General features: G+C 73.4%; 13 protein-coding genes. 6 read left to right on the forward strand and 7 right to left on the reverse strand.

Features of this window, described 5'->3' with window-relative positions; genetic code table 11:
- Positions 1 to 4: 4 nt before the first annotated feature.
- Both BLU95_RS17670 and BLU95_RS17675 read right to left on the reverse strand, forming a co-directional pair.
- The gene (locus tag BLU95_RS17670; RefSeq protein WP_093860873.1) at positions 5 to 1,147 is read right to left on the reverse strand and encodes a hypothetical protein; all 1,143 of its coding nucleotides are present in this window, start codon (positions 1,145 to 1,147) and stop codon (positions 5 to 7) included.
- Between the two features lie 183 nt (positions 1,148 to 1,330).
- Positions 1,331 to 2,707: an NsdA family TPR-like regulatory protein gene (locus BLU95_RS17675; protein WP_030393555.1), complete on the reverse strand. Its 1,377-nt coding sequence runs from the start codon at positions 2,705 to 2,707 to the stop codon at positions 1,331 to 1,333.
- A gap of 326 nt (positions 2,708 to 3,033) precedes the next feature.
- Between BLU95_RS17675 and BLU95_RS17680 the strand changes: the two genes are divergently transcribed.
- Positions 3,034 to 3,741: a bifunctional DNA primase/polymerase gene (locus tag BLU95_RS17680; protein WP_093860874.1), complete on the forward strand. Its 708-nt coding sequence runs from the start codon at positions 3,034 to 3,036 to the stop codon at positions 3,739 to 3,741.
- A gap of 609 nt (positions 3,742 to 4,350) precedes the next feature.
- Here BLU95_RS17680 and BLU95_RS17685 read toward each other — a convergent pair.
- The gene (locus BLU95_RS17685; protein WP_093860875.1) at positions 4,351 to 5,043 is read right to left on the reverse strand and encodes an iron-dependent transcriptional repressor DtxR; all 693 of its coding nucleotides are present in this window, start codon (positions 5,041 to 5,043) and stop codon (positions 4,351 to 4,353) included.
- Between the two features lie 221 nt (positions 5,044 to 5,264).
- Here BLU95_RS17685 and BLU95_RS17690 point away from each other — a divergent pair, with 221 nt between their 5' ends.
- The 3 genes from BLU95_RS17690 to BLU95_RS17700 all read left to right on the forward strand — a co-directional run bounded on the left by BLU95_RS17690 (position 5,265) and on the right by BLU95_RS17700 (position 7,697).
- The gene (locus BLU95_RS17690; protein ID WP_093860876.1) at positions 5,265 to 6,029 is read left to right on the forward strand and encodes an SIS domain-containing protein; all 765 of its coding nucleotides are present in this window, start codon (positions 5,265 to 5,267) and stop codon (positions 6,027 to 6,029) included.
- 316 nt (positions 6,030 to 6,345) lie between these two features.
- A complete protein-coding gene (locus BLU95_RS17695; RefSeq protein WP_093860877.1) occupies positions 6,346 to 7,293 on the forward strand; it encodes a DUF4231 domain-containing protein in 948 nt (315 codons plus the stop codon).
- A 74-nt stretch (positions 7,294 to 7,367) separates the two neighbouring features.
- Complete coding sequence (locus BLU95_RS17700; RefSeq protein ID WP_093860878.1) at positions 7,368 to 7,697, forward strand: hypothetical protein; 330 nt, start codon at positions 7,368 to 7,370, stop codon at positions 7,695 to 7,697.
- Between the two features lie 36 nt (positions 7,698 to 7,733).
- Here the strand turns inward: BLU95_RS17700 and BLU95_RS17705 are convergent, their stop codons facing one another.
- Both BLU95_RS17705 and BLU95_RS17710 read right to left on the reverse strand, forming a co-directional pair.
- A complete protein-coding gene (locus BLU95_RS17705; protein ID WP_093860879.1) occupies positions 7,734 to 8,696 on the reverse strand; it encodes a 2-hydroxyacid dehydrogenase in 963 nt (320 codons plus the stop codon).
- Positions 8,697 to 8,880: 184 nt separating this feature from the next.
- Positions 8,881 to 9,258: an ATP-binding protein gene (locus tag BLU95_RS17710; protein ID WP_159424915.1), complete on the reverse strand. Its 378-nt coding sequence runs from the start codon at positions 9,256 to 9,258 to the stop codon at positions 8,881 to 8,883.
- 240 nt (positions 9,259 to 9,498) lie between these two features.
- On the opposite strand from BLU95_RS17710, the gene BLU95_RS17715 reads away from it, so the two are divergent.
- On the forward strand, positions 9,499 to 10,368 hold the full coding sequence (locus BLU95_RS17715; protein ID WP_159424916.1) for a helix-turn-helix domain-containing protein: 870 nt from the start codon (positions 9,499 to 9,501) through the stop codon (positions 10,366 to 10,368).
- Positions 10,369 to 10,370: 2 nt separating this feature from the next.
- The gene (locus tag BLU95_RS17720) at positions 10,371 to 10,565 is read left to right on the forward strand and encodes a DUF397 domain-containing protein (RefSeq protein ID WP_093860881.1); all 195 of its coding nucleotides are present in this window, start codon (positions 10,371 to 10,373) and stop codon (positions 10,563 to 10,565) included.
- 49 nt (positions 10,566 to 10,614) lie between these two features.
- Here BLU95_RS17720 and BLU95_RS17725 read toward each other — a convergent pair whose 3' ends face one another.
- Both BLU95_RS17725 and BLU95_RS17730 read right to left on the reverse strand, forming a co-directional pair.
- On the reverse strand, positions 10,615 to 12,909 hold the full coding sequence (locus BLU95_RS17725; protein ID WP_093860882.1) for an FxsB family cyclophane-forming radical SAM/SPASM peptide maturase: 2,295 nt from the start codon (positions 12,907 to 12,909) through the stop codon (positions 10,615 to 10,617).
- Between the two features lie 42 nt (positions 12,910 to 12,951).
- Positions 12,952 to 13,131: a hypothetical protein gene (locus BLU95_RS17730; RefSeq protein ID WP_093860883.1), complete on the reverse strand. Its 180-nt coding sequence runs from the start codon at positions 13,129 to 13,131 to the stop codon at positions 12,952 to 12,954.
- Positions 13,132 to 13,133: the final 2 nt, after the last annotated feature.

The following is a 13,133-nucleotide window of genomic DNA, read 5'->3' on the forward strand; positions in this document are numbered from 1 at the left end:
GGACTCAGAGGTCGCCGTCGGTACGGGTGGGCAGGGCGGTCTGGCCCGCGACGGTGTTCCAGAGGCCGGACGCCTGCTTCTTGGCGGTGGTGGCGGTGCCGCTCGCGGCGACGGCGTTCTTGTAGTGCTGGTTGTCGTTCTTCTTGGGGTCGCAGCCGCTCTGCGCGTCCCCGGCCCAGGCCGCGTACTCGTCGTCGGCGGACGCCGAGGCCGCCCACGCCGCGTTCAGCTGCTCGACCAGCTGCGGACCGCCGGCCAGCTTGTCCGTCTTCAGCGCGGCGAGCTTGGTCTGCAGCTCCCGCCGCTGGCCGGCCGCGGCGGTCAGCGCCTGCTGCGACTCGGGGAGCTTCTCGCACTTCTGCACCGAGGCGACCGCGCCGATCACCGCCTGCCGGCTGTCGCTGGCGGTGCCGAGCAGGTCGGAGAGCGCCTGGGCCTGCGCCTTGACCTCCGGGTTGACGGAGGCGGTGGTCGGGCCCGGGCCCTGCTGCGCGGTGGTGGCGGTGGTGGAACCGCCGGTGGTCGCCGGGGCGGCCTGCGGCTTCGACCCGCCCTTGTCGTCGCCGCTCATCAGCACCGCGACCAGGGCGGCCGCGGCGATGCCCCCGATCACCACGCCGCCGATCACCAGCTTGCCGGAGGAGCGGCCGCCGCCGCGCCCGGCCGGGGCCGCGCCGGACCGGTCCGGGTAGTCCGGCGCGGGGCCGTCGGCGTACCCCGGCCGGGCCGGGGGATAACCGCCTGCGCCCTGCGGGTCGGCCGCCGGGTACTGCGGCAGGTACTGGGTGGCCTGGCTGTGGTCGGCCGGGTGACCGGGGTGCGCCGCGCCGCCCCAGCCGGGCGCGGGCATCCCCTGCTGCTGGACCGGCATGGCCTGGGTGGGCAGCACGCTGTCGCCGAAGTACTCGGGCTGCCCGGAGGCCTGGCCCGGGTAGGGGCCGGGCTGCGGGCCGGGCGGCGGGCCCGGGTACGGCGGCGCGGCCGGCTGCTGACCGTACGGCGGCCCGGGCTGCTGGACCGGTTGCTGAGGCGGCTGCTGCCCCGGTTGCTGAGGTGGCTGCTGGGCCGGTTGCTGTCCCGGCTCCGGACGGAACAGGTCGTCCAGATTGAAGTCACCGGAGTTGGGGTACGAGCGGCGCTGGCTCAACGCGATTCCTCACCTGTGCACGACCGCGCGCTGACGGCGGACCACATCTCGTCGGTTCTTGGGAGCATCACAGTTCCTTGGACGTCGCGCCCACGCTACCGGTTCACCGAACCGGCCGACCACGTGGGCGGTCCGTCCTCCACCGTCCCCGCACGCTCCCCGCCACCGCGCCACCAGGGCCGATCAGGCCGCCTCCGCCTCCGCCCTGGCCTGGAACTCGCGGACCACCCGCTGCTCCCGGTACGGCTCCAGCCGCCGGCGGAACTCGTCCAGGTACTCCACGCCCCGGTTGGAACGCAGACCGCTCAGCAGCCGGACCGCCTGCGCGCCCGTCTCGCAGGCCCGTTCCACGTCCCGCTGCTGGAGCTGAGCCGTCGCCAGCAGGACGAGGTCCACCGCCCGGCGCCGCACCCGGGTCGGCGGGTGCAGGTCGAGCGCCCGGCGGGCGTAGTGCTCGGCCTGGCCCGCCTGTTCGAGGTCCCGGTGGCAGTGGGCCAGTTCGTCGGCCAGGTAGGCGTCGTCGAAGTGGACGATCCAGTCCGGGTCGTCCTCCGGGCGGCGCTTCTCCATCATCTCCAGCGCCTTGGCGGCCACCGCCTCGCACGCCCGGGCGTCGCCGAGCAGGGCGTGGCCGCGCGCCTCGGCCGCGTAGAACATCGCCATCGCGGTCGGGGTAGCGACCGTCCTGGCCCCCTCCTGGGCGGCCCGGGCGAGCTGGGCGATCTCCCTCGGGTTGCCCAGGGTCGCCGCCAGGTGGCTCATCGAGGCCGCCAGCACGTACCCGCCGTAGCCCCGGTCGTCGGCGGCCTGGGCCAGGCGCAGCGCCTGGATGTAGTACCGCTGGGCGAGGCCGGGCTGTCCGGTGTCCACCGCCATGTAGCCCGCCAGCTCGGTCAGGCGGGCGACGGCCGCGAAGAGCTGGCGGCCCGTCTCCTCCCGGTAGGAGCCGCCGAGCAGGCCGGAGACCACGCTGTTGAGGTAGTGCACCACGACCGGGCGGACGTGGCCGCTGCCGAACCGGTGGTCCAGGTCGACCAGCATCGCGGTGGTCGCCTTGATCGCGGCGACATCGGTCGGGCCGACCCGGGTGCCGCCGCTGCGGGCCACCACCGGGTCCGGCGGGGTGATCAGCCAGTCCCGGCTGGGCTCGACCAGGGCGGAGGCCGCCACGGTCGCCCCGGTCAGGAAGTCCCGGCGCCCGACGTCGCTGCGCCAGAGTTCGCAGACCTGCTCGAGTGCGGCGCCCAGTGTCGGCGCGAACTGCAGCCCGATGCCGGAGCTGAGGTTCTTGCCGTCCGCCATGCCGATCTCCTCGACCGACACACTGCGCCCGAGTTTGCGTCCGAGCGCCTCGGCGATCACCGCCGGCGCCTGTCCGCGCGGTTGCTGGCCGCGGAGCCAGCGTGCGACGGAGGTCTTGTCGTAGCGCAGGTCAAGACCGTGCTCGGCACCGCAGAGGTTCACTCTCCGTGCCAGACCGGCGTTGGAGCAGCTGGCCTCCTGGATCAGCTGCTGCAGGCGCTCGTTGGGCTGTCGTGCGACAAGTGGTCTCGCGGCCATGGGCTTCGCCTCCCCACACCCTCCGGTCCCGGCCGGCGGGCGACGCTTTCTGCTGATCTCTGTTGCCGAGTTGCCGACTGTCCGACCGTTCAAGGAAACTGACACCAGGTTAGCGATCAGCAACGCCAGCGGGATACCCACGGTGACGATCCCCACCCCCCACGCGCCCGGCAAAATGCTCCCGTGCGCCCCCATTGCGCCCACCCTGCCTCCCCCCGGCGCGCTCCCGCACGGTCCGCCTCACCGGTTCGGGTGAATTGCCACCGCGTGGCGGAACGGCCGGGACCCGACCGTAACCCGCCTCACGCACGGTAGTTGAGCAGCCCGTGGAAGACACCCCCGACTCCCCCGACCAGGGCTCCGACGCAGGACTGCCCCCGCTGCTCGTCGAAGCCGTCAGCTACGCCGAGACCCGTCACTGGGAGGTCGCCCCGGGCGCCTGGCTGATCGACGGCGACGGCCCCGCCCGCTGCTCGTGCGGCGAGCCGCGCTGCGCGCTGCCCGGTGCCCACCCGATCGACTCGGACTGGGCGCGCAAGGCGAGCGCGGGGCCGGGCGCGGTACGGCGCTGGTGGACGGAGCGGCCGGAGGCGTCGATCCTGCTGCCGACCGGCAGGTCCTTCGACGTCCTGGACGTGCCGGAGGTGGCGGGCTGCCTGGCGCTGGCCCGGATGGAGCGGATGGGCCTGCAGCTCGGCCCGGTGGCGGTCGTTCCCGCCGCGCAGGGCCGGGCGGGGCGGCGGCTGCACTTCCTGGTGCTGCCCGGGGTGTCGGCCAAGCTGCCGGAGATGCTCCGCAAGCTGGGCTGGCCGCCGGCCCGGCTGGACCTGGTGGCCCGGGGCGAGGGCGACTGGACGGTGGCCCCGCCGTCCCGGGTCGGCCCGACCGGTTTCGCCCAGTGGGCCCGCTCGCCCTCCGCGCTCAACCGCTGGCTGCCGGACGCCGCCGAGCTGATCAATCCGCTGGCCTACGCCTGCGGGCGCGAGGCGCCGGCCGCCGCGGCGCAACCGGCCCAGCCCGCGGCGGTGCGCTGACCGCCGCCCGGGCCGCCCCGCCGGCGACCCGCCGAACGGCCGCCCCCTCGACCCGCTGAACGGCCGAACCGCCGAACGGCCGAACCGGGAAACCGGGGAACCGACGAACGGCCGACCCTTCCGAGGACTGCCGCCCTACGCCGATCGGGTGAGGGGCGTGCCACGCGCGACACCCCGCGCGCGAGTGACGGGCCCGGTCTCCCACCGGAGACCGGGCCCGTCATACGCATGTGCGGATAAGGGTTCGGTGTACCCGCTGGTCAACGGCGAAAGCCCCTCGTACGAGTGACAACGCTCAAGGATTGCCATGATCGGCCGAGTGGCAGGAATTCCCCTGTGAGGGGCCGCCGGAAGGGGCGCTCGGTCGGGGAAGCCGGGCGGGGCGGACGGGAGGGACGGAGGGGAACCGGAGGGGACGGGGGGAAGGGCGGGGGCCGCGGTACCGGCCGGGTTCGGGGAGGCCGGTGCCGCGGGAGCGGGAGGGAACGGGGAGGGCGGAAGGGCCCGGTGCACGGGGAGCACCGGGCCCTTCCGGCCGTTCTCGTCCAGCGCGGGGCGCGGACCGTCCCCCGGCCCGGGCGTCCGTCCTCGGCCCCCGGGCGGCCGCCCTCAGCCCTGTGCGACGAAGACGTGCGCGGCGATGTCCTTGCCGAGCTCGGCCGCGTTGTCGCCGGAGCCCACCATGAGCCCGCCGACCCCGGCGGTCACCCGCACCGTGGAGCCGGGACGGACCCCGGCCCGGCGCAGCGTGCGCATCAGGTCGCCGTCGGTCTGGATCGGCTCGCCGATCCGGCGGACCACCACGTCAGCGCCGTCCTCGCCCGGCAGCACCGTGTCCAGTGCGACGAGCCCGGCGTCGAAGCCCTCGCCCTCGGCCTTGGCGTCGCCCAGCTCGTCCAGCCCCGGGATCGGGTTGCCGTACGGGGACTGGGTCGGGTGGCCGAGCATCGCGAGCACCTTGCGCTCGACCGTCTCGCTCATCACGTGCTCCCAGCGGCAGGCCTCCTCGTGCACCTGCTCCCACTCCAGCCCGATCACGTCGACCAGCAGGCACTCGGCGATGCGGTGCTTGCGCATCACCCGCACCGCGAGCCGGCGGCCCTCCTCGGTCAGCTCCAGGTGGCGGTCGCCCGCTACCCGGAGCAGCCCGTCGCGTTCCATCCGGCCGACCGTCTGGCTGACCGTGGGACCGCTCTGCTCCAGGCGCTCGGCGATCCGGGCGCGCATCGGGGTGATGCCCTCCTCCTCCAGCTCCAGGATGGTGCGAAGGTACATCTCAGTGGTGTCGATCAGCCCAGACATCGCCGCTGGCTCCGTTCCTCGGGGTCCTCACCGCCAATTCTGACGTACCGCGACGACAACCGGGCCCGCCCCGGGCTGCGGGGGGCGGCATTTCGTGGCTGTTGACAGCGGCACCGGTGAGGCAGCACGGTGCTCGCCGTAGCTTTCTCCACCAGCGGTCCGGACCATCACGGCCGCCCCACCCGGCCGGGGCCCCCACCGGCAGAGAGCGAAGGCAGCAGATGAGCGAGCTGGTCGGCCGGTACTTCGAGGCCGCGATCGCCCACCTCCAGCGGGTGCGGACCGAGGAGGCGGCGAACATCGAGGCCGCCGCCGAGCTGCTCGCCGAGGCGATCGCCGGGAACCGCCGGGTCTTCGCCTTCGGCGCCGGGCACTCCTCGCTGGCGGCCCAGGACGTGGTCTACCGGGCCGGCGGGCTGGTGCCGATCAATCTGCTGGAGGTCCCCGGCATGGCCGGGGTCACGGTGATGCCGGCGCCGCTGTCGAGCGCCCTGGAGCGGGTCTCCGGACTGGCCACCACCACCCTCGACCTCACCCCCGCCACCAGCGGCGACCTGCTGTTCCTGATCTCGCTCTCGGGCCGCCAGACCATGCCCGTGGAGCTGGCCCAGTACGCCCGGACCCGGGGCCTCAAGGTGGTCGGGCTGACCTCGCTGGCCTACCCCGGGGCCGTTCCCTCGGGGCACTCCTCCGGCACCTACCTCAAGGACCACTGCGACGTCGTCCTGGACAACAAGATCGCGGTCGGCGACGGCGAGCTGACCCACCCCGGTGCCGAGACCACCTTCGGCCCGGTCTCGACCATCGTCACCAGCGCGCTGATGCAGGCCGTGGTCGCCTCGGCGGTGGAGCGGCTGGCCGACGCGGCCCTCGCCGGCGAGGGCGCCGCCCCGCCGCTGTTCCGCTCCGGCAACGTGCCCGGCGGCACCGAGTGGAACGCCAAGCAGATGGCCGACAACGCCGACCGGATCTTCTACACGTTCTGAGACCTTCCGGGGCCTTCCACTGCTTTCCGGGCTTCTCCGCCCCGGCCGGTCCGATCGACGTACGAGCAGGCGGCGGGCGGTACCGGGACCGCTACGCCGACCGGCCGACCGTTGCGCCGACCGTCCTGGACGGCCGCGCCGCCCCGGTGCCCCGCCCGCCCCCGGCCCGCCCCGGCCCGTCCGCGCCGGGCTGCCCCGACCCTCCCGTCCCGGCCTGTCCACCCGGGCGCAACCGGCTGCCCGCCCAGGCGTACCGGGCCGTCCGCCGGGGCAGAACCGCCGGGGCGGGTGGTGGAGCTGCGGGCGGGGGGACGGAATGACGTCGGGCACGGGTGGGGCGGGCCGTTCGGTGCGGGAGCGCGAGCTGCTGCCGGAGTTGTTCTGGGCGGCCGACTCGGCCTCCCAGCAGGGGCAGCACCGGGCCGTCCGGCTCTCCGCCGCCGAGCTGCTGCTGCTGGTCGCGGCCGCCACGGCCGGCTCCGCCGACGGCCGGCCGTGGGCCTGGCTCGCCGCCGTCGCCTACCTCGGCGCGATCGGCCTCTCCGCCGTCACCAGCCGGCAGAACCCGCAGGGCCTCTGGTACGAGGGCCGGGCCGCCGCCGAATCGGTGAAGACCCTCGCCTGGAAGTTCGCCGTCCGGGCCGACGCCGTCCAGCCGCCGCCCCGGCCGCTGCCGGACGCCGAGGGCCTCTACGGCCTCCAGCTCGGCCGGGTGCTGCACGCCTTCCGCGGCAGCCGCGCGATCGGCCCCGGCCTGGCCGGCCGGCCCGCCGGGAGCCAGATCACCCCCGCGATGCGCGCCCTGCGCGAGCAGCCGCTCGCGCTGCGCCGGGACGTCTACCTGCGCGAGCGGATCGAGGTGCAGCAGGACTGGTACCGCTCCAAGTCCCGCTACTGCGCCCGGGCCGGCTTCTGGACCGGGGTGGCGGGCGTGGTGCTGCCGCTGCTCGGGCTGGTGCTCGCGGTGCTGCGGGCGCTGGGGATGTTCTCCTTCGACGCCCTCGGCGCGGTCTCCGCCGTGGCCGCCTCCGTCACCGCCTGGGCCCAGCTGCGCCAGTACCGCCCGCTCGCCGCCGCGTACGGGCTGGCCGCCGACGAACTGGCCCTGATCCGGGCGCAGCTGGCGAGCCTCGACGTCGGCTCGCCCGAGGCCGAGGAGCTCTGGGCCCGCTTCTCCCGCGACGCCGAGGACGCCGTCTCCCGCGAGCACACCACCTGGCAGGCCCGCCGCGACGTGAACGGCGCGGGCGACCGGGAGTACTGAACGGGTCCGGACGCGGTCTCTGCGATGCTTGACGGCTGATATCAGCCGGTATCAGCCGAGACGGTGGGAGATTCGTGGGCATCGAGCTGGAACTGCACTCCGGGAGGCCGGGCAAGGGCTCGTCCCGGGCCACACTGCTGCGCGGGTCGTACCGGCACGGCGAGGCGCTCGCTCAGACACTGAGCACGCTCGACCTCGACAGGTCGGGCAGGTTGGGTCGGGTGGACCCGTACGGCGACACGCTCTTCAACGAGCAGGAAGCCGGAGCCGCCCGTGCGGAGGTCGCCGCCCTCGTCCGCGCATGCTCCGACGAGCGGCAGCGGGCGGCCCTCCTCGACCTCGACGCACTCCTCGCGCAATGTGCGGCGACGCCGGGCAGCTACCTGGAATTCATCGGCGACTGACCCCGGTCGGCGAGGCGGGCCCGAACCGGGCGACCGCTACCGGGCCACCGGGGTGAGCGGGTCCTTTCCGGCGAGGACGGCGAGGACGTTGTCGACGGCCAGGTTGCCCATCGCCTGGCGGGTGCGGACGGTGGCGCTGCCCAGGTGCGGGGCGAGCACGGCGCGGTCCTGGGCGAGCAGGGCGGCGGGGACGGCGGGCTCGCGCTCGAAGTTGTCGACGGCGGCCGCGAACAGCGCGCCGGACTCCAGGGCTGCGGCGAGCGCCACCTCGTCGACCACCCCGGCGGTCATCGACACCACCACCGCACCGGGCGGCAGCAGGGCGAGCCGGGGGGCGTCCAGCAGGTGCCGGGTGGCCTCGCTCAGCGGGCAGGTGACCACCAGGACGGTGGAGGTGGAGAGCAGCTGCTCCAGCGGCAGCCACTCGGCGCCGTCCTCCTGCTCGGGGGCCAGCGGGTTGCGGTTGTGGTAGCGGACGGGCATGTCGAAGCCCTTGGCCCGGCGGGCCACCGCCTGCCCGATCCGGCCCATGCCGAGCACGCCCAGCTGGGTGCCGGTCAGCTCCATGCCGAGCATGAAGGTCGGCGCCCAGGCCCACGGTTCGCCGGAGCGGAGCAGTCGCTCGCCCTCACCGAGCCGGCGGGTGGCGGCCAGGAGCAGGGCCCAGGCCATGTCGGCGGTGGCGGCGGTCAGCACGCCGGGGGTGTTGGTGACGGTGATGCCGCGCTCGGCGCAGGCCGCCACGTCGACGTTGTGGTAGCCCACGGCGTGGTTGGCGACGACCTGGAGGTCGGGCCCGGCGGCGTCCAGGAGTTCGGCGTCCACCCGCTCGTCCAGGGTGGTGATCAGCGCCCGGCGGCCGCGGACGGCGGTGAGCAGGTCCTCGCGGCTCATCGGCAGTTCGGAGTCGTGCAGGGCAGCCGGGAGCTGCGCGGAGAGGCGCTCGACGACGCCGGGCGCGAGACGACGGGTGACCAGGACCGGAGGCTGCTCGTTCACAGGGCCGGAGTTTACGTGGTGCGCCCTCGCCCGGGGTTCGGGCGAGGGCTTGGTGCCATAGATGGCACCTAGGGGTCGAGCGTGCTGCCCGCTCGCTCGACCCGGTCCCGCAGCGATCGCGTCAGCACCTCGCCGACCGCCCCGACCAGCGCCGAGGCGAGGAGGAGCAGGGCGAGGGCCACGGTCACGCGGCGGAGTCCAGCTCGAACCAGACCAGCTTGCCTCTCTTCTGGGGGTCGGCGCCCCAGCGGTGGGTGAGCCCCTCGACGAGCTGGAGGCCCCGTCCGCACTCGGCGAGTTCGCCGAGTGCGGAGGAAAGGTGCTGCTCGGGGAGGGTGTGGCTCTCGTCCCCGACGGAGACCCGGAGGGTGCGGCCGAGGGTGGCGATGAGGACGACGGGAGCGGCGGTGCGGCCGTGCCGCCAGGCGTTGACGATGAGTTCGGCGAGCGCGAGCTCGGCGTCGAAGATGCGGTGGTCGTCCCACCCGGCGCGCACCATCGTGTCGCGCAACGACTGCCGGGCGAGAGCGAGGGAGGGGGAGTTGAGGTCGGGGTTACACACGGGAATGCTCCCTGCGGTGTAGGTCGGACACACCTGGGGTCTGTCGCCGTGAATTCTTCGGCTCCGGGGCAGCTCGACAGCAACTGCCTTGAAGATGAGACCTACTGACAGACCTTCCGGCGAGATCGTTAGCAACTGTAGGCCAGAACACCTCAACTGTGCAACACGCTCTGCGATCAGCCCTACACTTTCCGTAGGCTTCGGGTTCGAGGTCGCTCGTCCGCACAGAAAGGCACGCACGTGGGATTCAGGACCGACATCAGCGAACGGCAGCGCCGATTCGGCGATGAGCTCAGACGTCTCCGAAACGCCGCAGGACTGTCCGCCGCCGAGATCGGCGAGGCTCTCGGGATGAAGGGTCCGGCAGTCAGCCACACCGAAGCCGGCAGGCTCGGCCTCAACCTTGAGCGACTCGCGCTCTGGCTCGACACCTGCGGCGTCAACGACGCCGAGTACCGGGAGGGCCTCATCGCCATGTGTCAGAGCAACGGGAAGGGCTGGTGGACCGAGTACCGGCCTCATGTGGTGCCGGAGGCTCTCGACCTGGCCGAGTTCGAGGCATCAGCGACCGCGTTCATCAACTATCAGACGCACCTGATCCCCGGCTTCCTCCAGACCAAGGCGTACATCGAAGTGATCCACGAATACGCCGAGAAGAAGGTCGAATTCCGGCTCCGACGTCAGCAGATGATTACAGCGGAGAACGCCCAGCCCTTCCACGCGGTCATCCATGAAGCGGCCCTGCACATGATGTACGGCGGACCGGCTGTCATGCGAGAGCAGCTGAACCACCTGATCGAGATGGCACACCTACCTCATGTGACAATCCAGATCCTTCCGTTCGACTCCACGGTCTACGCCTCGACCGACACGGCATTCCTGTTGATGCACGGCGCACACGCCCGCTTGGACACCATCCTGCTGGAAAACCCGCACGGCCCGACGTTCGTGGGAGACCCTGAGGGGGTGGCCGCGTTTCGACGGAAGTTCGACCGGCTCAAGGGCATGGCGCTCCCTCCGCTGAATGCCAGTGTGTCCGGGCCCTCTCCCGCCTTTCGCGACTCGTGGGGCATGATCCAGCACGTCCGTTACAAACTCCTGGGGAGGTAGCCATGCGGAAGCTCAACTGGCAGAAGTCAAGTTTCAGCGGAGACGCCGCCGAGTGCGTCGAGATCGCGTCTGACGGCGAACTCATCCGCGTCCGCGAATCCGACGAACCCGCCATAACCATCACCACCACCAAGGCCAAGCTCACCGCCTGGCTCCAAGCTGCCAAGGCCGGCGAGTTCGACCACCTCACCCACTGAACACCCCACCCCGGCCGCTCCCGCGACGCGCGGGAGCGGCCGGGCGGCATCAGCCCTCGATGGACCGCAGCCAGGGATCCACCGACGCCCTCGCGCCGTCGGCGAAGCGCTTTCCCAGCGGGGTCAGCGCTCCGCTGTCGGCCAGCAAATCCACAGCCTCGTCCGTCAGGGTCCGCCAGTGGACGAACCGGGAGCGGGCCGGCTCGGTGTCCTGCGCTCGGGTGCCCCAGAACGCCGTGACGGCCAGGTGGGCGTAGACGGCCTGGAAGAGGGAGCCGATCGGTCTCGGCGTCAGCCCGAACGCCTCGAACAACCTGGTGTCGCCCCGGTCGTACAACTCCTCCCGGTCCAGTACCGCGCCCAGCTTCACGTGCTGGAACTCGTGCACCAACAACAACGCCAGCGTCTCCGCTCCGCGCGGCCGCGCGATCGCGACCGCGCCGAAGGCCTGGCGGGCGGCCGAGCTGACGTCGTGGCCGTCAGATCTCCGCTGCAACGGTGTGACGGTGGTCAGTCCCTCCCACAGGCCGGCCGCGTACTCGGGCAGATCGCGGTCCAGCAGGTCCGCCGCCTCCCGGAAGTCGCCGGCCCAGCGCCGGTACTCGGCACCGGCCAACCGCTCCTCCACCGGCCACCGGTGCACCCCCCGCTGCGGGTCCACGTCCTCCAGCGCGATCCCCCTCCCGACTCTCCGGAGCGGCTGCCAACGCGCGTCACCCGGACCGGCGACCGCACCGCCCTCGGTGCGCGCCGTCCAGCCGGCCCGCCCGCCGGTCACCGACGCCTCCCGCACGCCCCTGCCCAGCACCAGCCGCCCCAGCGTCGGCAGGTGCAGCACCCCGTCCCGGACCGGCACCGCCACCGTGTCCCCCCGCCCCGCCCGCACCGCCGCGGCCGCCGCCAGCTCGGCCAGGGTGCCGAGCCCCGCCGCCGGGTCGCCGCTCAACCGCCGCGCCGCCCACGCCCGGACGTACGGGTGGGAGAACACCGCGTCCACGGCGGCCGGTTCAGAGCAATCGAGGTCGGCCAGCAGCTCCCACGCCTCCGAGCGCGCCACCCCCGAGGAGCCGTGCACCGCCGCCAGCATCGTTCGGGTGAGGGCGAGTTGGGACCGGGCCAGCGCACGGACGGTCTCCGGGCCGCCCAAGCCGAGCGACAGTTCGTCGATCTGCTCGTCCGAGAGCCCCGGGCCGGCCAGGTCGACTGTCGGTGCGGCGGGCCGCCGCACGGCCCCCGCCCGGGCCGCCAGCCCGTCGATCAGCGCTTTCAGGTCCGCGCAGTACACCGAAGGGTGGTCGAACGAACCCTCCCGATACCGGTGCGCGTACAGCCCGCCCCCGCAGGAGCGCACCACCGGACAGACCTGGCAGGTAGCACTCAACCCCTCCAGACCCGACTGCCGCGCCGCCATGCCCGGATGCCCGGCGACCTCGTCCACCGCATGCCGGAACACGTCCATCCCGGTCGCGGGCGCACCGTCGTACGCGGTCTTCAGGCTGTCCGCCTGCTCGTACGTACCGTCCGTCTCCAGCACCACCAGGTCCACCGGCTCCAGCCCGAGCGCCTCGCTCAGGCCCGGCAGCCCCGACAGTGTCCGGTGCACCGAGTCGAAGGTCCGGACGGCGAACGGACGGCCGTCCGCCTCCCAGTGCCCGTGCACGGTCAGCAGCCAGTCCGCGTAGGGCGTCGGGCCGAGCCCGTCCGGGCGTTCCGGCGGCCGGTCCCAGGTGGCGTGCGGGAGCAGGAAGTCGACGGCCGGGGGCTCCAGTCCGGCCAGCGCCCGGTACACGGCCACCGGGTCGTTCGCCACGTCGACGGTGCAGAGCAGCCCCGAGTACAGGTGCCGGAACCGCCGTTCGCGCAGCAGCCCGACCGCCCGCAGCACCTGCGGATGGCTCGACCTGCCGTCCGCGAACCGGCGGTGCCGGTCGTTGGCGGCCCGGTCCCCGTCCAGCGAGATGCCGACCCGGATGCCGAGTTCGTCGAACAGCTCGCAGTAGGCCGCGTCCAGCCGGACGCCGTTGGTGTGCACCCTCAGGTCGAGTTCGCACACCTCGGGCAGCGCCGCCCGCAGCAGCCCGGCCGCCCGCCGGAACACCTCCGGCCCGGCCAGCAGCGGCTCACCGCCGTGCAGGACGACCCGGACGGCGGTCAGCCCGTGCCCGGCCGCGTGCTCCCCGATCCGCTCCGCGACCCGCGCCAGCACGGCCTCCGGGACGGCACGCGGTCTGGACCGCCAGCCGGTGTCGGCGTGCTCGTACACGTAGCAGTGGTCGCAGGCGAGGTCGCACCGGCTGTGGACCTTGAGGACGAACTGCGTGATCGGCGGCGGAGGAAACGTCATGACGGCACGTTTCCAACCGCCGACCCGGGCTAATCCTGGTGCTCAGATCGCAGAGTCGAACGGTGAGACCGGACGGGCCCCGACACCGAGCAGCGCGAGTTCGAGGTGGCTCGCCAGCACGCCGGCGTCCAGCCCCGCCAGTTCGGCGAGGCCGGGACGCGGCCCGGCGAGGCGTTCCTCGGTCCGCTCGGTCACCGTGTACGTCTCTGCGGTCGGCTCCATCG

Origin of the sequence: Streptomyces sp. TLI_053, assembly GCF_900105395.1 — a bacterium.
Taxonomy (GTDB): domain Bacteria; phylum Actinomycetota; class Actinomycetes; order Streptomycetales; family Streptomycetaceae; genus Kitasatospora.

Coding starts and splice junctions, on each gene's coding strand:
- BLU95_RS17730 (WP_093860883.1), bottom strand. CDS start 13,131: ATGGAGCCGACCGCAGAGACGTACACGGTGACCGAGCGGACCGAGGAA.
- BLU95_RS17690 (WP_093860876.1), top strand. CDS start 5,265: ATGAGCGAGCTGGTCGGCCGGTACTTCGAGGCCGCGATCGCCCACCTC.
- BLU95_RS17720 (WP_093860881.1), top strand. CDS start 10,371: ATGCGGAAGCTCAACTGGCAGAAGTCAAGTTTCAGCGGAGACGCCGCC.
- BLU95_RS17675 (WP_030393555.1), bottom strand. CDS start 2,707: ATGGCCGCGAGACCACTTGTCGCACGACAGCCCAACGAGCGCCTGCAG.
- BLU95_RS17695 (WP_093860877.1), top strand. CDS start 6,346: ATGACGTCGGGCACGGGTGGGGCGGGCCGTTCGGTGCGGGAGCGCGAG.
- BLU95_RS17685 (WP_093860875.1), bottom strand. CDS start 5,043: ATGTCTGGGCTGATCGACACCACTGAGATGTACCTTCGCACCATCCTG.
- BLU95_RS17725 (WP_093860882.1), bottom strand. CDS start 12,909: ATGACGTTTCCTCCGCCGCCGATCACGCAGTTCGTCCTCAAGGTCCAC.